This is a genomic window from Pseudoalteromonas sp. BSi20495 (assembly GCF_000241185.1).
GTDB lineage: Bacteria > Pseudomonadota > Gammaproteobacteria > Enterobacterales > Alteromonadaceae > Pseudoalteromonas > Pseudoalteromonas fuliginea.
Map to the genome: position 1 here is coordinate 12,696 of NZ_BADY01000016.1, position 19,451 is coordinate 32,146.

The following is a 19,451-nucleotide window of genomic DNA, read 5'->3' on the forward strand; positions in this document are numbered from 1 at the left end:
CATAGATATAACTTGGGATAGCTCAAATGGCAACGTGGTTGGTACGATTTTTCAGTTTCTTTCCGTTAATGTAGTGCAAGTGCGTATGATCAACATAAAAAAAGGTCTGGATTTACCCATAGAGGGCGCACCTCAGCAAGTTATTCACGACGGTTCTCCCGTCAAACGTGTAGCTGTGCTAGGTGAAGAGTTTATTGGTATGCGTCCAACCATGCATATCCGTATGGATGACCAAGTTAAAAAAGGCCAGGTACTTTTTGAAGATAAAAAGAACCCCGGCGTCCTATTTACCGCACCAGCTTCTGGTGTTGTAAAAGAAATAAATCGTGGTGCTAAACGTGTGCTGCAATCTGTTGTTATTGAAGTAGACGGCAGTGAGCAAATCACCTTTGACTCTTTCTCTGACACTGAGCTTACGAGCTTAGATCGTGAAAAAGCTAAAGAAGTACTTATCCAGTCTGGTCAGTGGACGGCACTTCGTGCTCGCCCATTCAGCAAAGTTGCGGCTGTGGATGCAAATCCTAGCTCTATCTTTGTGACCGCTATCGACACTAATCCTCTTGCTGCAGATCCTGCGGTAGTTATTGCTGATAATGCGCAAGCATTCGAAGCGGGTTTAGCCGTTGTATCGCGTTTGACTGATGGAAAAGTATTTGTTTGTAAGCAAGTTGGCAGTCAAGTTCCTAGCTCATCTATAGCTCAAGTAGAAGTACATGAGTTTGGTGGTGTGCACCCTGCTGGCCTTGTAGGCACTCATATCCATAATCTTGACCCTGTATCTGCTAGTAAACAAGTTTGGCATATTGGTTACCAAGACGTTATTGCGTATGGTCACTTATTCCTTACGGGTGAAATTTACACAAACCGTGTTGTTTCGCTTGCAGGTCCTCGTGTTAAAAACCCACGTTTAGTGAAAACACAATTAGGTGCTTCATTGGATGATTTAGTTGCTGGAGAATTAGAAGACGGTGATAACCGTGTTATTTCTGGTTCTGTTTTATCTGGCGCTACTTCAAACGGTGTTAATGCGTTCTTAGGTCGTTACCACGTTCAAGTATCTGTATTACTTGAAGGTCGCGAAAAAGAACTATTTGGCTGGATTGCACCAGGTAGTGATAAATTCTCTGTAACGCGTACATTCCTTTCTCACCTTACGCCGAGTCGTTTATTTAAAATGACAACGTCTACAGGTGGTTCAAAACGTGCCATGGTTCCAATTGGTAGCTACGAGCGCGTGATGCCGTTAGATATTTTGCCTACACTATTATTACGTGACTTAATTGCACGCGATTTAGATAGTGCAATTTCACTGGGCGCGCTTGAACTTGATGAAGAAGATTTAGCGTTATGTACCTTCGTTTGTCCTGGCAAATACGAGTATGGTTCTATCCTACGCGATTGCTTAACTACGATCGAGAAGGAAGGCTAGAGAGATGGGTTTAAAAAAATATCTAGAAGATATCGAGCCGAATTTTGAAGCCGGTGGAAAATATGAAAAATTTTATGCACTGTATGAAGCAGCTGCAACTATTTTTTATACACCAGGCTATGTAAATAAAGGCAAGACACACGTACGCGATAATATCGACCTAAAACGTATGATGATTTTAGTGTGGATGGCGACGTTCCCAGCTATGTTTTTTGGTATGTTCAACATCGGTCACCAGGCCGCAGGTGCTTTAGCACAAGGTTTTGAACTAGCAAATTCGTGGCAGGTTGGTCTGTTTCAGTTCTTTGGTGGTGAATTAACCGCTAATGCAGGCTGGGGCGCTAAAATGTTCTACGGAGCATGTTTCTTCCTACCAATTTACGCAGTCACGTTTGCTGTAGGTGGTTTTTGGGAAGTGATTTTTGCTTCTGTGCGTAAGCATGAAATTAATGAAGGTTTCTTCGTTACTTCTGTATTATTTGCACTTATTTTACCTGCAACAATTCCTTTATGGCAAGTTGCACTGGGTATCACGTTCGGTGTAGTAATCGCTAAAGAAATTTTTGGTGGTACTGGTCGTAACTTCTTAAACCCTGCTTTGGCTGGCCGTGCGTTCTTATTCTTCGCATACCCGGCACAAATTTCGGGTGACACAGTATGGACTGCAGTAGATTCTTTCTCTGGTGCGACTATGCTAGGTCAAGCTTTTGTTGGCACACTTGATTTTTCAAACATGGAATTATGGTGGAATGCATTTTACGGTTTCATTCAAGGTTCTGTTGGTGAAACATCGACACTTGCATTACTTGTAGGTGGTTTATTCTTAATTTACGTTCGCATCGCTTCTTGGCGTATCGTACTAGGTGTATTCCTTGGTATGGTAGCAACGGCATTCTTATTAAATGCTGTTGGTTCAGAAACTAACCCTGTATTTGCAATGCCTTGGTATTGGCATTTAGTGCTTGGTGGTTTTGCGTTTGGTATGTTCTTTATGGCTACAGACCCTGTATCGGCTGCATTTACTAATAAAGGTAAATTTGCATACGGTTTACTAATTGGTCTTATGGTGGTTCTTATCCGTGTTGTGAATCCTGCTTTCCCAGAAGGCATGATGCTAGCAATTTTATTTGCTAACTTATTTGCTCCACTGTTCGATCACTTTGTAGTGCAAGCTAATATCAAGCGGAGGTTGGCACGTAATGTCTAGTAATAACGAATCAATCGGTAAAACGTTAGCAGTTGTTGTAGCACTATGTTTAGTGTGTGCAATCATTGTATCGTTTGCTTCTGTACAGCTTCGTCCTTTACAGCAAGCTAATAAAAATAAAGATATTCAAAGCAATATCTTAGCAGCGGCAGGCATCGATAAAGTTGAGAATGTATCTGATACATTTAATGCTAAAATTGAAGCGCGTGTTGTAAATATGACCACAGGTGAGTTTGTAGACACAGACCCAACAATCTTTGATTTTGAAAAAAGCAAATACGATGCAGCGCTAAGTGTTTCTCTTCAAGAGAAAGGCGTTAAAGACATTGCAGGTATTCAACGTGTGACTAAAGAGTCACCGGTGTATATCTCGAAAAAAGAAGATGGCTCTATTGATGCAATCATTCTTCCTATTCAGGGCTACGGCTTATGGGGCTTAATGTACGGTTTTATCTCGCTTGAAAGCGATGGTGAAACAGTTAAAAACATTATTTTCTACAAGCATAATGAAACGCCTGGCTTAGGTGGTGAAATTCAAAATCCACAGTGGACTGCTACGTGGCAAGGTAAAGAGCTACCAATTCAAATTGTTAAAGGTACTGCGGGTGATAATGAGCATAAGATCGATGGTCTTTCAGGTGCTACATTAACGTCTAACGGTGTTGAACATGCAGTTGACTTTTGGACTGGCGAAAACGGCTTTGGCCCTTTCCTTGCGAAAGTACGTAAAGGAGCATTGAAATAATGGCTGATACTAAAGAAATGAAGGCGGTCCTATTTGGTCCGGTTTTAGCTAACAACCCAATCGCACTACAAGTACTGGGTATTTGTTCTGCGTTAGCGGTAACGTCTAGCTTAAAAAATGCGTTAATCATGTCAATAGCATTGACCTTGGTAACTGCGTTTTCGAGCTTCTTTATCTCGACTATTCGTAACCAGATCCCATCGTCAGTACGTATCATTGTACAAATGACGATTATTGCATCATTAGTTATTGTTGTTGACCAAGTACTGCAAGCGTTTTCTTATGCTACGGCTAAAGAGCTTTCAGTCTTCGTTGGTCTAATTATTACTAACTGTATTGTAATGGGTCGTGCTGAAGCATATGCGATGAAGTCGCCACCACTAATGTCATTCCTTGACGGTATTGGTAATGGTTTAGGCTATTCTGTTGTTTTACTTACTGTTGGTTTCATTCGTGAGCTATTCGGTAAAGGAACACTATTCGGTGTTGATATTATCCCATTAGTACAAGATGGCGGTTGGTATCAACCTATGGGTCTATTGATATTACCACCGAGTGCATTCTTCATCATTGGTTTATTCATATGGGTACTTCGTACTTATAAGAAAGACCAAGTAGAAGCTAAAGCGTAAGGGGCACACAGTGGAACATTATATTAGTTTATTTGTAAAAGCCGTTTTTATTGAAAACTTAGCGTTATCATTTTTCTTAGGCATGTGTACTTTTTTAGCAGTATCAAAAAAAGTGACTACTTCAATTGGCCTAGGTGTAGCGGTTATCGTTGTTTTAGGTATTTCAGTACCTGTTAATAACTTAGTTTACCATGCTGTATTAGCACCAGGTTCACTTACGTGGCTTGGTTATCCTGATGCAGACCTTAGCTTTTTACGTTTCTTAACTTTCATTGGCGTTATAGCAGCGCTAGTGCAAATTCTTGAAATGGTATTAGATAAGTTCTTCCCAGTACTTTACAACGCATTAGGTATCTTTTTACCATTGATCACAGTTAACTGTGCAATCTTTGGTGCGGTATCTTTCATGGTTGAGCGTAACTATAACTTCGGTGAGTCTGTTGTTTATGGTATTGGCGCTGGTGTTGGTTGGGCACTTGCAATTACATTACTTGCAGGTATCCGTGAGAAAATGAAGTATTCAGACGTGCCAGACGGCTTACGTGGTTTAGGTATTACCTTCATCACTGTTGGTTTAATGGGACTTGGCTTTATGTCATTCTCTGGTATTTCACTGTAAAGGTAGCGAGGATAAATCATGGATTATCAGATTTTCTTAGGCGTTGGTGTTTTTATCGCTATCGTTGTACTACTGGTTTTAGTCATCATTGGTGCTAAATCTCAGTTAGTTGCAAGTGGTGATATTATCATTAGCATTAATGGCGACCCAGATAAAGCCATTAAAACATCAGCAGGTAGTAAGCTTTTAGGCGCGCTATCTGAGTCAGGTATATTTGTATCATCTGCATGTGGTGGCGGTGGCTCTTGTGGCCAGTGTCGTGTACACATTAAAGAAGGTGGTGGCGATATTCTGCCAACTGAGCTTGATCACATATCTAAAGGCGAAGCCCGTGAAGGCTGCCGTTTAGCGTGTCAGGTAAATGTTAAAAACGACATGGAAATTGAGCTTGAAGAGTCAATTTTCGGTGTTAAGAAGTGGGATTGTGAAGTTATCTCTAACGATAACAAAGCAACATTCATTAAAGAACTTAAGCTGCAAATTCCAGATGGCGAGTCAGTGCCGTTCCGTGCGGGTGGTTACATCCAAATCGAAGCGCCACCTCACCATGTTAAATATGCAGATTTCGATGTTCCTGAAGAATATCGTGGTGATTGGAACCACTTTGGTTTCTTCGATCTGGAGTCAAAAGTAGACGAAGAGACTATTCGTGCTTACTCAATGGCTAACTACCCAGAAGAAGAAGGCATCATTATGCTTAACGTGCGTATTGCTGCTCCGCCGCCAAGAAACCTTAGCTTGCCGTGTGGTAAAATGTCTTCGTACATTTGGTCACTTACAGCTGGCGATAAAGTAACTATTTCGGGTCCATTTGGTGAGTTCTTTGCTAAAGACACCGATGCAGAGATGGTATTTGTTGGTGGTGGTGCTGGTATGGCGCCAATGCGTTCTCATATCTTTGACCAACTTAAACGTTTGAACTCTAAACGTAAGATGAGCTTTTGGTATGGTGCACGTTCTGAGCGTGAAATGTTCTACGTAGAAGATTTTGACGGCTTAGCCGCTGAAAACCCTAACTTCGTATGGCATACAGCACTTTCAGATCCACAACCTGAAGATAACTGGGAAGGCTACACTGGCTTTATCCATAACGTGTTATTTGAGAATTATCTTAAAGATCACGAAGCGCCTGAAGATTGTGAGTACTACATGTGTGGTCCTCCAATGATGAACGCGGCAGTTATTACTATGCTTAAAGATTTAGGTGTTGAAGACGAAAATATCTTACTAGATGACTTCGGTGGCTAACACTAATACCAAAACAGTTTAGTTTTGGTTAAAATACCAGCCTCGTAGCACTTGTGTTACGAGGCTTTTTTATTCTTTAATTTTATCAATCTATTAAGTAGAACAGTTATGAATCGAGTAAGTACTTCACAAGGCATAATGGCCTTTTTGCTAATTACGCTGACTTTATTATTGTCTGGTTGTGGTGAAAAGCCAGAGTCAAAAGAGACCTTTTTAGAAGGTAAGACTATGGGCACTACTTATCATATTAAGTACTATGATGAGCAAGTTCAGCTGTCTGCCTCACAGTTACAGTCGCAAATAGACGCTGTTTTAAAAGATGTTAATCAGTCTATGTCTACTTACATAGAAGACTCTGAGATAAATACATTCAACAGATTACCAGCAAATCAGGTTATGCCGATTAGTGAAGATTTTAGGGCTGTTATAAGCGAGTCTATTCGCTTAGGTGAATCGACTAAAACACTCGATGTAACTATGGGGCCTTTAATTGATTTATGGGGGTTTGGCCCAGATAAAAAGCCAACTAATCGTCCTAGCGATGAAGAGCTTGTAAGTATGATTAAAAATATAGGCGTTGATAAGCTTACGCTAACAGCTCAAGGTTTGGCTAAAAAAGTGGCAGGCTTGGAGTTATCGTTTTCGGCAACGGCTAAAGGCTACGGTATTGATAAGGTGGCGCAGTTATTAGAAAGCCACAATATTACCAACTACATGGTTGAAATTGGCGGTGAGCTACGAATTGCAGGCGAGAAGCCAAATAATAAAGATTGGGTAATTGCTATAGAGCAACCAGACGCACAACCTGGAGAGCGTAAAGTACACCGTATTTTGTCGCCAGGTACAAATGGTATTGCTACATCGGGTGATTATCGTATTTTTTATGAAATGGATGGTGAAATTTATACTCACTTAATTGATCCCGTGACCGGCATGCCGATTAAGCACGACTTAGTGTCGGTAACCGTGCTTCATTCAAGTGCTATGACTGCCGATGGTCTTGCGACAGCATTAACTGTTATGGGTATGGATAAAGCGCAAGCTTATGCTGAGCAGCATGATTTACCCGTGTACTTAATAGGTAAATCGAAAGACGGTTTAATAACCTACTCAAGCCCTGCATTTAAACCTTATTTATAGTATGGTGCGGGTTTGTTTATTTCCACGTTATTTGAGTATATAATAGCAGTCGCTCAACAATGTTTTGAGCTTAATTTATTGCTGATCAATAGGGGCTAAGCAATGTCACTTTTTCTTCTTACTTTTGGCTTACTAATTTTGATAGTTTCGGCTATGGCCGTTGGTATGATCGTGCAAAAAAAATCTATGGCAAGCAGCTGTGGTGGTTTAGGTTCGGTTGGTATTGATAAAGCCTGTGATTGCGATGATCCATGTGATAAACGCAAAAACCGTTTAGCAAAAGAGCAAGCCTGGAAAGAAAACCAAATTATTTAAGTCTGTCTTAAATATTAAAAAGCGCTTTATAGCGCTTTTTTTGTGTCTGTAAAACGCCTCAACATCATAGCTTCCAAAGCAATCCAATCTAAATGTATTAGACAAAGGTATATAGTTTAGTTTTTTTCACCTATTAGGTTTATTTTTCTCGTTTGTCAAATTGGAGCTAACACTCTAAAGTTTAATCATAGACACAGAGCAAGGCTCTAGTCATAAGCTTGAGGCAACTTAGCCTAGCTTAAAAGAATCTTTATATTGTGTGTGAAGATGTTGTCAGTGTGAAAGGCAACTCAAGTTCGGTGGTGACTGAATTTGGGTTGTTTTTATTTCCTTTCAATTGCCACGTAATGTAAACCAAGAATCTTTATATTGTGTGTGAAGATGTTGTCAGTGTGAAAGGCAACTCAAGTTCGGTGGTGACTTAGCTTGAGTTGTTTTTATTTGTGCGACACAATTATTACTCCCTCCTAAAAACCTATAATTCCATTAAATATTTCTCTTTAAATCGTTTTTCATTTAATCTAACTTAATGTTTTTTATATTGTTATTTTTTATTAACAAAATAGCTTCGAAAGCTTAACTCAAATTAATTGATTTTTAGTTGAACAGAAAATTCTCTTTGTTATACTCACGTTCGAACTTTCAGTAAGTTTTGAAAGTTTGGTTGATACGGATCAATTTTCGCTAGGTAAATATGTGCTAGCTGGATTTGATTGTATTTAGCACCTGGCTTTAGGGCTTACAACAGCAATGTTTTTTAAATTTTTCCATTGCAAACTGTATTACTCTAATTTTGTTATAGTCATTTTAGTAGGTTAATGTCTTTGAACACACTTTCGTTGCATCATACAAATACGGAACTTGCCTCTGGCGAGCCGCTGACGTGTGAACGCTTGAACAAAGCAGGCAAGGGTGTGTGTGTAGCTATAACTTTATTAGTGTTTAATACTGTAATGTTGCTAAGCGGTGCATTAGAGGATGTCTTCAAGCTTGAAGCGCTATTAAGTGATGGGTTTATTGTAGAGCCACTGTTACTTAATCTTGCGCAATTTTTAGCTCATCCGATCATATCAAGTCAGTTACTTATTGGCCTTTGTTGGTTATTGTTCCATATTTGTCCAGCGCGTCGTGCTGGCATAATCCTCCGTAAAGCAGCCTTTGCTTTTAGCGAGGCTAAAGTTCTTCAGCCTGTGATCTCTTCACATGGTTGTCGTGCTCCACCTAGCTTTACAGGTTGCCTGTAACGCTGCATCTCGTTGCTGGTTTTAATTATTTGTTCTTGCTGTAAATAATTAAGGTTAGCTAAAACAAAGTAGCTCCGTGTTTTTTAAAACACATTTCAGCCAACCACCACTCACCCAAGTTAACTTTTATTACGTTATATAAATACGTTTAGAAAGCTGGGTTTGTTGCTAGGTCATTAATGGCATGAGCTTTAGGTTTGAATAGCCCCCTTATTTTTATAATTTAATTCTAGTTAACCTGGGTTTTTATTGAAAAATCGTTGCTTTGTTTTTTATTTAAAGCAGCAAATTGAAACTCTAGGTTTGTAGGATACTCCCTTGTTAATTCGTAACCTTTGTAATATTGCTTTAGCTAGTACAGTGCTGGCGTTGTCAGGCTGTAAAGGCGGGATACTCGATCCAAAAGGGCAGATAGGCATTGATGAGAAAAATTTAATCATCATCGCAACCGTGCTTATGTTGCTTGTAGTCGTTCCCGTTATTGTGATGACTTTGTATTTCGCATGGAAATATAGAGACACGCAAACTCATGAAATTTACGCTCCAAAATGGGCTCATTCAAATAAAATTGAAGCCGCAGTTTGGGCTGTTCCTATTGTTATTGTGATCATTTTAGGTGTTATTACCTGGCAGTCTACCCAAGAGCTAGACCCTTACAAACCAATTGAAGGTAAAGGTAAGCATCTTACTGTTGAAGTGGTTTCATTAAATTGGAAATGGCTATTTATATATCCTGAGCAAGGTATTGCTACGGTTAATGAATTAGTGTTCCCAGCAAATGTACCTGTTGAATATAAAATAACTTCACAGAGCACAATGAATTCATTTTTTATTCCGCAATTGGGTAGTCAAATATACTCAATGGCTGGCATGGAAACCAAGCTTCACTTAATTGCAAATGAGCCAGGTACGTTTAAAGGCTTTTCAGCAAATTACAGCGGCGCAGGTTTCACTGGCATGAAATTTAATGCCATTGCTACACCTACTCAAGCAGACTTTGATAAGTGGGTGAGTGATGTGAAAGCGAATTCAAGCGCTAATAACCTGACTCATGCAAATTATGTTGAGCTTGCAAAAGCAAGTGAAAATAACCCAGTAGCATATTACGGAAAAGTTGATGACGGCTTATTTCATACCATTGTTATGAAGTATATGCAGGCGCATGGCGATATGAACAAAAAACACCATGCAATGGGCGAACATGGGCAAATGAGTAAAAAGCATCATGAAATAAATGAGCACTCAATACCTTCATCTCACAGCCAAGGCGAGGAATAATAATGTCGTTATTAGGTAATCTTTCACTCGACGCAATTCCGTTTCATGAGCCAATTCTTGTGTTCACGATGTCGGTTATTGCGATAGCTGGGCTTATTATTGCCGGGCTTATTACAAAGTATAAAAAATGGGGCGTGCTTTGGCGCGACTGGATCACGTCTGTTGATCACAAACGCTTAGGTGTAATGTATATTCTTTTAGCACTAATAATGCTGTTTCGTGGTTTTTCTGATGCAATAATGATGCGTGCGCAGTTGGCACTTGCTACCAGTGGTGCGCCAGGTTATTTACCACCAGAACACTACGACCAAATATTTACTGCCCACGGCGTAATCATGATCATATTTATGGCAATGCCATTTATGATTGGTCTGATGAATATTGTATTACCACTTCAAATTGGTGCTCGCGATGTTGCTTTTCCATTTTTAAATAATTTAAGTTTTTGGTTTACAGCCAGTGGTGCAATTTTAATTAACTTATCACTTGTGTTTGGTGAGTTTGCAAAAACAGGTTGGGTGGCTTATCCGCCGCTTTCGGAGCTGACCTTTAGCCCAGGGGTGGGGGTCGACTATTATATTTGGGCCTTGCAAATATCCGGGCTCGGTACACTACTAACAGCCGTAAACTTTTTAGCAACTGTGTTTAAAATGCGTGCACCAGGTATGACCCTAATGAAAATGCCAATTTTCACATGGACATGTACATGGGCAAACATCTTAATTGCAGCATCATTCCCAATTTTAACGGCTGTACTTGCAATGCTAACGCTTGACCGTTATCTCGACTTTCACTTCTTTACCAATGAATTGGGCGGTAACGCCATGATGTACATCAACCTGTTTTGGGCATGGGGTCATCCTGAGGTATACATATTAGTATTACCAGCGTTTGGTATTTTTTCTGAAATTATTTCGACCTTTGCAGGTAAGCGTCTATTTGGTTACAAGTCGATGGTTTACGCCAGCGGTGCAATCTCAATTTTAGGCTTTATTGTTTGGTTACATCACTTCTTTACTATGGGCTCAAGTGCTAATGTTAACGCGTTCTTTGGGGTAATGACCATGGTTATTGCCGTACCAACTGGGGTTAAGTTGTTTAACTGGTTATTTACTATTTACAGAGGTCGTTTACGTATTAGCGTACCGGTACTTTGGACACTTGGCTTTATGGTTACTTTTACAGTAGGCGGTATGACCGGTGTATTACTTGCCATTCCTGGTGCTGATTACGTACTGCATAACAGCTTATTCTTAATTGCACATTTTCATAACACCATTATTGGTGGTGCTGTATTTGGCTACCTTGCTGGTTTTGTATTTTGGTTCCCTAAAGCAATGGGCTTTAAACTTAACGAAAAATGGGGCAAAGCATCATTTTGGTGTTGGATTATCGGTTTCTTCGTTGCATTTATGCCGTTGTACGTACTTGGTTTCTTAGGTATGACACGTCGTTTAAACCACACTAACAACCCAGATTGGAACATATGGTTATACATTGCCGCAGGCGGTGCTGTAATTATTATGTTTGGTATTATTAGCCAAGTTATTCAACTATATGTGAGCTTTAGAGACCGTGAAGCGCTTGACGATACAACAGGCGATCCGTGGAACGGCCACACACTTGAGTGGGCTACAAGTTCACCTCCGCAAATTTATAACTTTGCAACAATTCCACATATTGATGATATTGATGCATGGACCGACATGAAAGAAAAAGGCCAAGCATATCAAGATAAAGCAAATTACAGCCCTATTCATATGCCTAAAAACACATCAGCTGGCGTGTTCATGGCAGCAAGCTTAACAGTATTTTGTTTTGCAATGATTTGGCATATTTGGTGGTTAGCTGTTGTTGGTCTAGTGGGCGGGATTGCCATATTTATCAAACGTTGTTACACCAGCAATGTTGATTACTATATTCAACCTGATGAAATTGCACGCACTGAAGCTGCGTATAATTCAAGTGGCATTAAGGAGTTAAAAGCGTGAGTACACTTTCTGCAAATTTAGAATCAGTATCGCATGATGATCATGCCCTCGCGCATGAACACCACGATACTTCGGGTGACACCATATTCGGCTTTTGGTTATACCTAATGACCGATTGCCTACTGTTTGCCTCGTTTTTTGCCACTTACGCTGTGTTATTTATGAACACAGCGGGTGGTGTATCGGGTAAAGATATTTTTGAACTCGACTTTGTAGCAGTAGAAACTGCAGCACTACTGATTAGTAGTATTACCTTTGGCTTTGCCATGATTGCCGCTCAAGGGCAAAAAAAGGCACTAACACTGACTTGGTTATTTGTTACGTTTTGTTTAGGTGCTGTGTTTATTGGTATGGAAGTATACGAATTTCATCACCTAATTGTGCATGGCAATGGTCCACAACAAAGTGCCTTTTTAACATCGTTTTTCTCATTAGTTGGCTTACATGGTTTACATGTAACTGCGGGTCTAATTTGGATGACCATAATGATGATTGAAGTTGCTAAACGTGGTTTAGGTAAAGCAACCGTAACGCGTTTAAGCTGCTTAAGCCTATTTTGGCACTTCTTAGACATTGTCTGGATTTGTGTATTTACCGTTGTTTATTTAATGGGAGCAATGTAATGAGCCACAGCGAAACGCACGCGTTAAAGCAAACGCAAAGTGATCATCATGATGAATCTCATGGCAGTGTTAAAACTTACTTAATTGGCTTTGTGCTATCGGTAATTTTAACTGCTATACCGTTTTACATGGTAATGGAAGGTGACTTCTCAAAAGCAACAACGCTTTGGAGCATTGTTACTTTAGCAATCGTACAAATTTGGGTGCATTTAAAATACTTTTTACACCTTAATTTTACCACCGAAGATGGCCGTGCAAGTACTTTCTCATTCCTATTCAGTGCTCTGATCATCGTAATGGTTGTTGGGTTATCTGTTTGGATCATTTATGAATCTAACGCAATGATGATGTACTAGGAGTTGAAGATGTTTCGTCGTTATTTATCAGTGACAAAGCCGGGTATTATTATGGGCAATTTGATCAGCGTAGCGGGTGGGTTTTTACTTGCCTCGCGCGGTGATATAGACCCATGCTTAATGATTGCCACATTAATTGGTTTGTCGCTAGTGGTTGCATCAGGTTGTGCTATCAACAATGTTATAGATAGAGACATAGATGTGGCCATGGCGCGTACTCGTACGCGAGTAACAGTAACAGGCGAAATGTCGGCCTTTGCTGCACTTAGTCACGGTATTTTATTGGGTGTTGTGGGCTTTGGTTTACTTATCGCCTACACCACTCAAGCCGCGGTATTTTTTGCAGCCTTTGGCTACGTAATTTATGTAGGGGTTTATAGCCTCTACATGAAACGCAACTCTGTTTATGGCACTTTTGTAGGTAGTCTTTCTGGCGCTGTACCGCCAGTAGTTGGTTACTGCGCCGTAACAGGGCAGTTCGATATGGGCGCATTAATACTGCTAGTCATGTTTAGCTTGTGGCAAATGCCGCACTCTTACGCCATCGCTATTTTTCGCTTTAAAGATTACCAAGCGGCAGGTATTCCTGTATTACCAGTAGCGCAAGGTATCGACAAAGCAAAACGCCACATTGTGCTTTATATTGCTGTATACGCCTTAGTGGTGATGTTACTGCCAATTACTGGCTACACAGGTGCTGCTTTTATGGCTGTTGCTTGTATTACCAGCTTTTGGTGGTTGCTAATGGCACTACGTGGTTATCGTCGTAATATTGATATGAGCAGTTGGGCACGTAAAGTGTTCGCATTTTCAATTATTAATATTACAGCGTTAAGTATTGCTATGGCTGTTGACTATCATAGCGTTGCTCCACAGCTATTAACGCTTACCTAATTTAAAAATTTTTAACTATTCCAAAGTTAATCCAAAGGCTCGAAAGGGCCTTTTTTTATATTTATAGCATGTTTTTATAGGCGTAATTAGTAATAAACTTGCTAGAACTTTATTTCAATCATTTCAATTTAAGAGCAAGTATCACCTTAAGTCGATTTCAAGACCATTTTAAATAATACGACCCTCGTAGTTTGAATAAATAAAACACACGCTCGGAAGAACTCGCATTTAAGAAGAGCGTTTAAAATAGTTGGGTACAGATTGACTATTTAAACCTAACTTTAAAAAATATAACGACAGTGAATGTTAATAAAATGTTGACGTTTGGTTTTGTTGTGTAATTATGCTACCGGTGGCATTGTTTTTTTATTTTCTTGCTTTGCCTAAGTTTTCGTTTATATCAAAAAGTATGAGGAAAATTATGAAATTCTTGAATATAAAAAATGTAAGTAAAATTGCACTTTCGATGATGTTGTTAAATTTAATATCAACACAGGCAAAAGCAGAAAACTGTAAAGCTCTACCAAAAAATAATCAACGGTATCAAATTGTTAACTTTAGTTCAGATAAAGCGATTGATGTTGATAAAAAATCAAGAGAGTCTGGTGCTAATATCATCTCTTATGCAAAAAATAGCGGAACAAATCAGCAATTTATCTTTAATGATTTAGGAAATGGTTTTTGGACAATTAAAGCTTCACATAGTGACTTGTTTTTGGATGTATCAGAGCGCTCTCAAGCTAATGGTGGCAATATTATTCAGTGGGCAGCGTCTGGGCAATCAAATCAACAATGGCGATTGTTACAAGATTCTACGGGGGCATTTAGTATTCGTTCCGCTTTTAGTGATAAGGCAATTACGGTTGCGGGGAGTGATAATGGGGCAAATATTTATCAAAATGATGATTTAAATGTTAGTTCACAACGTTGGTACTTAAACCCAGTCAATGGAAGCTGCGATAGCGCGAACGATTCAAATATTGATGTAACGGGCTTTGCATCACTTCCTGGCAGTGATGGTTTAGCAACAACGACAGGAGGCGCAGGAGGGTCTTCAATAACGGTAACAAGCTGTAGTGCATTAAAATCAGCATTGGTATCGTCAAACACAACAATTATCCAAATTCCAAATAATACACACATTGATTGTCGTACCGGCGGTTCAACCGTAGCAGCATGTGCTATTGAGTGTCCTGAGTATCAGGATCCAGGAGAAATATTTTATCGTATACCTAATTCGGGGCAAAGTTGTACATCATTAGGTGGTACAACAAATACGACCGTAAACAAGGTACGTAATGATATTTCCATTAGTGTTAAATCAAATAAAACCCTAATCGGTTTAGGTGACAATGCTAAAATTATTGGCGCGACATTAGATCTAAGCAATAGCAAAAACATTATTGTTAAAAACCTCAATATTGACAATATCAATCCTCATTTGGTTGAGGGGGGAGACGGCATCAGTTTGAATAGTTCAAGCCATATAGTTATTGACCATGTTAATTTTTCTAATATTTCTGATGGTTATGTCGATATCAAAAACAGTAAAAATATTACGCTAAGTCACAATGAATTTGACGGCTATAACCCATTCGTATGTGGTAACCAGCATTGGTATACTAATGCGGTCACTGATTCAGAAGTTACATTTCATCATAACTTTTGGAATTACACTGCAGGGCGAAATCCTAAATTAGATGGCAGTAAAACACGTGCCCATTTATATAATAATTATTGGCTCGAAATTACTTATTTCGCGATTAATACGACAAATGAGGCGCAAGCACTTATTGAATCTAATTATTTTGATGATAGCAGAAGACCACATTGGAATGTGTCAGGCTATATGAAAGCGAGCAACAATGTTTACGCTGCACAGTCTGCAACTGATCCTCAAAGAGATACTGGAAATAGTGTGTTTACTGATGTGAGTATGTATATTTATCAATTGGATGATGCTTATCAAATGCCACTATTGAATGGAGAGTCTGGCCCTGAGTAATAAATGCTATTGCTAATAATTGGGTTATTTAACTATTCATTATTTAGATTAAGTTCGGGTTTAAAGGTTAATTGATATGTAAATTATAATTTTAAGTTAACCTTATTTCAGCTGAGATTACTTGAATTTTCTGAGTTTGATTTTTAATCAAGGGGCTCTTTAATGGCCCCTAACAAGAATTATTAGAGTGCGAGCAAGGCTTTTTGCTAGTTAAATAACGCTGCAATACTACCTTTATTTTCACGTGCTAAGCTGTTTTTTATAGCTGCTCTTACATCGACTGGTTTGTTTTGATTTAATTTAAAGTTTCCTTGCCAGTTAATAGGAGTAAACGTTATAAAACTAAGTTGTTGATACATAGCTTCACGGTGATTTTTTGGCACCTCATCAATACTCCACATTGGCGTAAAGCCTTGCTCAAAATAGCTCGTTAATTGCCGCATTATTTTTTCTTTCTCAATGTCGCTTTTAATAATATCTACTTTTGCGGTTACTTGTACTGATGAGTAAAGCCAGCTCGGCAGTGTTTTATTATTACTATACGAGGGAGATAGATAACAGTTATCGCCACTAAAGAGTAATTTTACTGACTGTTTATCACATTGCGTTAGCGGGTTATGTTTTGCTACGTGAGCAATAAATACATTACGTGAGAGCTCATATAATACAGGTACTTGGCATATATTATTTAAGTCACTTTGCGAGCAGGGCATTAAAATAGTTGCAAGTGGAAATTGCTTTACTAAAGCCTGCAAACGTTCAATATTATGTTCTTGAAAATGTGTGGGTGGGTACATTAAAGCTTCTCCTCTAACTGTAATTTAATACTCTGCCAATGCTCGTCAATAATGCTAAATTTTGCAGTGCTTCTGTAACTCCCATCACTAAGGAGCCTGTCTTTATAAGCTACACCTTCAAATCGGGCGCCTAGTCGAGTAATTGCATTTCGAGATTTTTGATTTTGTTCGTGAGTATTAAATGTTATTCGCACTAAATTCAACGCGTCAAAAGCATGGCTAAGCAGTAAATATTTAGTGTGAGTATTAATATAAGTTTGCTGCCAGTGATGGCTTATAAATGTATGACCAATTTCAGCACTTAAGTTATGTGCATCTAATCTAAATAGTCGTGTAGTGCCTACAACCTCTTTGCTGGCTATGTCTATTATGGCAAATACAATTTGTTCTTTTTTATTAAATTGTGCACTTGTGGTAAACCATTCCTTTAACTGTTCGGGTGTTTTTGTATAGTTGCTTAATACCCATTCCCATATTTTTGGATGTTGCCCAGCTTTATATAAGCCTTTTAAATGCTCATAATTTAATGGCTCTAGTATGACCTTATTTGTTTTATGCATCTGTTGAGTAAACATATTGCCTCTAAGCTTTGCTATTTTCGAGCAACAAATGTACGCTAATTTGGTTTGGTAAAAACAACCAGAATTGGCTTTTTAGCTATACCAGTTATAAAGGGATAACATGCAACCGCTTAATATTGAATTTAATAACTCAAACAAAGCTAAGTACTTACAAGTTGCAGATGCTCTGCGCGGTTCTATCGTAAAGGGAGATATTGCACCTGCTACAAAACTTAGTTCTGCTCGAGTTATGGCGCAAACGTATCAGTTAAATCGCCATACAATAATGAACGCATTGCAGTTACTCGTAGCCGAAGGATGGCTAGAGTCCCATGAACGCTCTGGGTATAGCGTCACTCAAACACTGCCAATTCAAAGCAGTGCTAACTGTGAGCACACGCCAGTTTTAACACCAAAACCTTATAAATTTGCTACAGAGTTAGCCGTGCCTATTCCGACAATGAATTTAAAAGACTACGTATATAATTTCGCAGGTGGACTTCCTGATTTAAATAGTTTTCCCTATAAAGAATTTAAACGCTCTATGAGCCATGTATTTAATCATTTAGACACCAGTAAACTTCATTATGGCGATATAAGTGGAGTGAGTGAGCTAAAAACTCAGATAGGCAATTATCTACATAAAACTAGAAGTTTAAAAGTATCAGACTTGCTTGTATGTAATGGCTCACAAGAAGCTTTATTTTTAATTTCAAAGGCGTTTATAAATAAAAGCGATTTTGTCGCTGCCGAAACCTTAGGTTATCCGCCAGCACGTAAAGCGTTTGCAGCTTGTGGTGCGCAATTAATAGATATAAAACAAGACGAATATGGGTTGTGTGTAGATGATTTAAAAGCGCAACTTAAACGATATCCAATAAAAATGTTGTACTTAACGCCGCTGCATCAATATCCAACCACCGTTACGCTTTCGCCCACACGGCGCATGCAAATTTATCAATTATGTTATGAGTATGGCGTAATGATTATAGAGGATGATTACGATCACGAATTTCACTATCGCTGTCAGCCATTACAACCTATGGCTGGGAACGATCCCGCTGGGATTATTATTTACTTATCTACATTTTCTAAAATTATGTTCTCAGGCGCTAGAATTGGCTACATTTGCGCAGCCCCTGAAGTATTAACACAGTTAATCGCATGGAAGCAGTTAGTAAATCATAAAAATGATGTTGTTATGCAGTTAGCTGTAGCGCATTTTATGCAAGAGGGCGGGTTTGAACGCCACTTAAAACGCATGACTAAGCACTATAAACAACGTTATGAAGCAATGGGCAATACGTTAACGTTACTGCAATCACAGGGTTTACCAATAGAGTATAAAAAGCCTGATGGCGGCATGGCAATGTGGGTTAACTTAAATAAAAATACGAGTAATATAAAACAAGCAATGCAAAGTAAAGGCGTGTATTTACAAGCAGAATTTGAATTTTATTTTGCTAATTCAGTAAGAAGTTTAATGCCCGAGCAACCTAGCCATGTTCGTTTAGGTTTTGCAGGGCAATCAATCGATGCTATGCAGCAGGGGCTTAAGCTTATAACTGATTATAAGTAACTATTTTTTAAAATCATTTGCATTGTAGTAAAGTGGTTTGAGTGTCCCGCAATTAACAAATTTATAGGTAAGCTCATTTACAGGTGGAACTCGTTTTGAGGTGCGGAACTTTTGCATACACGCATTAACTAAATCGACAAAAATAAGATGGTTATAGCTCGGCGCTTGTTGAATTTTATGAATATAAATACGCTCAGTGCCGCCTAGGTTAATTATGTCGTAGTCTTGCCATTGTGATGATTCACTTAACCCCTTTAGTTCTCTGGCATACAACTGTTTACCTAGTACAAGTTCTTTTTGTGAGTAAATTAAACTACCACCTTGTTGGTAATCGCCTTCAAAAATATCGGCAATAATCGTAATTTCTTCACCACGCATTAAATGTTGAATATTAAATGCTTGTGGTTTTACGGTGATTAATTCAGCATTTCTGACAAAGCCTAAAAACGCCACATCGGGGTTACCTATTTTATAAACAACTTGTACATCATGAGGTGAATTATAGGTAGGCAAATTCATCGCGATGATAGACGAGCCTTTATTAACTAACACCATTGGATGTTTAGCTTTATAAGCAGGATCGACAGGGGGGAGTTCTACTTTTTTCTCTTCTTCCGCTGTTACAAAGCCACTTATAGTAATTAGTAATAAAGTAAGTAGTAGGCGCATAATAATCTCAATTAATTTATGAGTTTAAATTGTAGTATAAAAATGTATGTAATATTTATCTAATTACAAGATCAATTTAAAGGCTCAAGTGAGCCTTTATAAAATGATTAGGTAGCGCGT

At 38.8% G+C, this 19,451-nt stretch carries 19 protein-coding genes; 16 read left to right on the top strand and 3 right to left on the bottom strand.

Translation table 11 applies throughout. The annotated features are described in order from the left end of the window. The first annotated feature begins 85 nt into the window (after positions 1 to 85). The 15 genes from P20495_RS17760 (at position 86) to P20495_RS17695 (ending at position 15,726) form a co-directional block, all read left to right on the top strand. On the top strand, positions 86 to 1,429 hold the full coding sequence (locus P20495_RS17760; RefSeq protein ID WP_007376130.1) for a Na(+)-translocating NADH-quinone reductase subunit A: 1,344 nt from the start codon (positions 86 to 88) through the stop codon (positions 1,427 to 1,429). 4 nt (positions 1,430 to 1,433) lie between these two features. Beyond that, positions 1,434 to 2,636 carry an NADH:ubiquinone reductase (Na(+)-transporting) subunit B gene (locus tag P20495_RS17755; protein WP_007376131.1) on the top strand — a complete coding sequence of 401 codons (1,203 nt, stop codon included), beginning with the start codon at positions 1,434 to 1,436 and terminating at the stop codon, positions 2,634 to 2,636. After that, the gene (locus tag P20495_RS17750) at positions 2,629 to 3,381 is read left to right on the top strand and encodes a Na(+)-translocating NADH-quinone reductase subunit C (RefSeq protein WP_007376132.1); all 753 of its coding nucleotides are present in this window, start codon (positions 2,629 to 2,631) and stop codon (positions 3,379 to 3,381) included. The genes P20495_RS17755 and P20495_RS17750 overlap by 8 nt, the downstream gene beginning before the upstream one ends. Further along, complete coding sequence (locus tag P20495_RS17745) at positions 3,381 to 4,013, top strand: NADH:ubiquinone reductase (Na(+)-transporting) subunit D (RefSeq protein WP_007376133.1); 633 nt, start codon at positions 3,381 to 3,383, stop codon at positions 4,011 to 4,013. Before P20495_RS17750 ends, P20495_RS17745 begins: the two co-directional genes overlap by 1 nt. Positions 4,014 to 4,023: 10 nt before the next feature. Continuing rightward, on the top strand, positions 4,024 to 4,632 hold the full coding sequence (nqrE, locus tag P20495_RS17740) for an NADH:ubiquinone reductase (Na(+)-transporting) subunit E (RefSeq protein WP_007376134.1): 609 nt from the start codon (positions 4,024 to 4,026) through the stop codon (positions 4,630 to 4,632). Between the two features lie 18 nt (positions 4,633 to 4,650). Further along, complete coding sequence (nqrF, locus tag P20495_RS17735; protein ID WP_007376135.1) at positions 4,651 to 5,880, top strand: NADH:ubiquinone reductase (Na(+)-transporting) subunit F; 1,230 nt, start codon at positions 4,651 to 4,653, stop codon at positions 5,878 to 5,880. 108 nt (positions 5,881 to 5,988) lie between these two features. Continuing rightward, positions 5,989 to 7,020, top strand: a complete 1,032-nt coding sequence (locus P20495_RS17730) for an FAD:protein FMN transferase (protein ID WP_033015000.1) — start codon at positions 5,989 to 5,991, stop codon at positions 7,018 to 7,020. A gap of 102 nt (positions 7,021 to 7,122) precedes the next feature. Next, on the top strand, positions 7,123 to 7,335 hold the full coding sequence (gene nqrM, locus P20495_RS20070; protein ID WP_007376137.1) for a (Na+)-NQR maturation NqrM: 213 nt from the start codon (positions 7,123 to 7,125) through the stop codon (positions 7,333 to 7,335). 824 nt (positions 7,336 to 8,159) lie between these two features. Continuing rightward, a complete protein-coding gene (locus P20495_RS17725) occupies positions 8,160 to 8,579 on the top strand; it encodes a hypothetical protein (protein WP_008133959.1) in 420 nt (139 codons plus the stop codon). A gap of 318 nt (positions 8,580 to 8,897) precedes the next feature. Next, positions 8,898 to 9,857 (top strand): ubiquinol oxidase subunit II, encoded by a 960-nt coding sequence (gene cyoA, locus P20495_RS17720; protein ID WP_008133960.1) that lies wholly within the window; start codon positions 8,898 to 8,900, stop codon positions 9,855 to 9,857. A gap of 2 nt (positions 9,858 to 9,859) precedes the next feature. Beyond that, on the top strand, positions 9,860 to 11,848 hold the full coding sequence (cyoB, locus tag P20495_RS17715) for a cytochrome o ubiquinol oxidase subunit I (RefSeq protein ID WP_007376140.1): 1,989 nt from the start codon (positions 9,860 to 9,862) through the stop codon (positions 11,846 to 11,848). Next, a complete protein-coding gene (cyoC, locus tag P20495_RS17710; protein ID WP_007376141.1) occupies positions 11,845 to 12,471 on the top strand; it encodes a cytochrome o ubiquinol oxidase subunit III in 627 nt (208 codons plus the stop codon). The genes cyoB and cyoC overlap by 4 nt, the downstream gene beginning before the upstream one ends. Continuing rightward, complete coding sequence (gene cyoD / locus P20495_RS17705) at positions 12,471 to 12,827, top strand: cytochrome o ubiquinol oxidase subunit IV (protein WP_002958101.1); 357 nt, start codon at positions 12,471 to 12,473, stop codon at positions 12,825 to 12,827. The genes cyoC and cyoD overlap by 1 nt, the downstream gene beginning before the upstream one ends. Positions 12,828 to 12,836: 9 nt before the next feature. Beyond that, positions 12,837 to 13,721, top strand: a complete 885-nt coding sequence (cyoE, locus tag P20495_RS17700) for a heme o synthase (RefSeq protein ID WP_008133965.1) — start codon at positions 12,837 to 12,839, stop codon at positions 13,719 to 13,721. 421 nt (positions 13,722 to 14,142) lie between these two features. After that, a complete protein-coding gene (locus P20495_RS17695) occupies positions 14,143 to 15,726 on the top strand; it encodes an RICIN domain-containing protein (RefSeq protein WP_007376143.1) in 1,584 nt (527 codons plus the stop codon). A gap of 206 nt (positions 15,727 to 15,932) precedes the next feature. Here P20495_RS17695 and P20495_RS17690 read toward each other — a convergent pair whose 3' ends face one another. Beyond that, positions 15,933 to 16,523: an FMN-binding negative transcriptional regulator gene (locus tag P20495_RS17690; RefSeq protein ID WP_007376144.1), complete on the bottom strand. Its 591-nt coding sequence runs from the start codon at positions 16,521 to 16,523 to the stop codon at positions 15,933 to 15,935. Continuing rightward, positions 16,523 to 17,098, bottom strand: a complete 576-nt coding sequence (locus P20495_RS17685; RefSeq protein ID WP_008133967.1) for a GNAT family N-acetyltransferase — start codon at positions 17,096 to 17,098, stop codon at positions 16,523 to 16,525. The genes P20495_RS17690 and P20495_RS17685 overlap by 1 nt, the downstream gene beginning before the upstream one ends. 106 nt (positions 17,099 to 17,204) lie before the next feature. Between P20495_RS17685 and P20495_RS17680 the strand changes: the two genes are divergently transcribed. After that, positions 17,205 to 18,662: a PLP-dependent aminotransferase family protein gene (locus P20495_RS17680; protein WP_007376146.1), complete on the top strand. Its 1,458-nt coding sequence runs from the start codon at positions 17,205 to 17,207 to the stop codon at positions 18,660 to 18,662. Here P20495_RS17680 and P20495_RS17675 read toward each other — a convergent pair whose 3' ends face one another. Next, entirely contained in the window at positions 18,663 to 19,331 is a 669-nt protein-coding gene (locus tag P20495_RS17675) for a hypothetical protein (RefSeq protein WP_007376147.1), read from the bottom strand. It lies immediately after the preceding gene. Positions 19,332 to 19,451: the final 120 nt, after the last annotated feature.

Coding starts and splice junctions, on each gene's coding strand:
- P20495_RS17680 (WP_007376146.1), top strand. CDS start 17,205: ATGCAACCGCTTAATATTGAATTTAATAACTCAAACAAAGCTAAGTAC.
- P20495_RS17730 (WP_033015000.1), top strand. CDS start 5,989: ATGAATCGAGTAAGTACTTCACAAGGCATAATGGCCTTTTTGCTAATT.
- nqrF (WP_007376135.1), top strand. CDS start 4,651: ATGGATTATCAGATTTTCTTAGGCGTTGGTGTTTTTATCGCTATCGTT.
- nqrM (WP_007376137.1), top strand. CDS start 7,123: ATGTCACTTTTTCTTCTTACTTTTGGCTTACTAATTTTGATAGTTTCG.
- P20495_RS17760 (WP_007376130.1), top strand. CDS start 86: ATGATCAACATAAAAAAAGGTCTGGATTTACCCATAGAGGGCGCACCT.
- P20495_RS17690 (WP_007376144.1), bottom strand. CDS start 16,523: ATGTACCCACCCACACATTTTCAAGAACATAATATTGAACGTTTGCAG.
- P20495_RS17675 (WP_007376147.1), bottom strand. CDS start 19,331: ATGCGCCTACTACTTACTTTATTACTAATTACTATAAGTGGCTTTGTA.
- P20495_RS17695 (WP_007376143.1), top strand. CDS start 14,143: ATGAAATTCTTGAATATAAAAAATGTAAGTAAAATTGCACTTTCGATG.
- cyoB (WP_007376140.1), top strand. CDS start 9,860: ATGTCGTTATTAGGTAATCTTTCACTCGACGCAATTCCGTTTCATGAG.
- cyoD (WP_002958101.1), top strand. CDS start 12,471: ATGAGCCACAGCGAAACGCACGCGTTAAAGCAAACGCAAAGTGATCAT.
- cyoE (WP_008133965.1), top strand. CDS start 12,837: ATGTTTCGTCGTTATTTATCAGTGACAAAGCCGGGTATTATTATGGGC.
- P20495_RS17755 (WP_007376131.1), top strand. CDS start 1,434: ATGGGTTTAAAAAAATATCTAGAAGATATCGAGCCGAATTTTGAAGCC.
- P20495_RS17685 (WP_008133967.1), bottom strand. CDS start 17,098: ATGTTTACTCAACAGATGCATAAAACAAATAAGGTCATACTAGAGCCA.
- P20495_RS17750 (WP_007376132.1), top strand. CDS start 2,629: ATGTCTAGTAATAACGAATCAATCGGTAAAACGTTAGCAGTTGTTGTA.
- P20495_RS17745 (WP_007376133.1), top strand. CDS start 3,381: ATGGCTGATACTAAAGAAATGAAGGCGGTCCTATTTGGTCCGGTTTTA.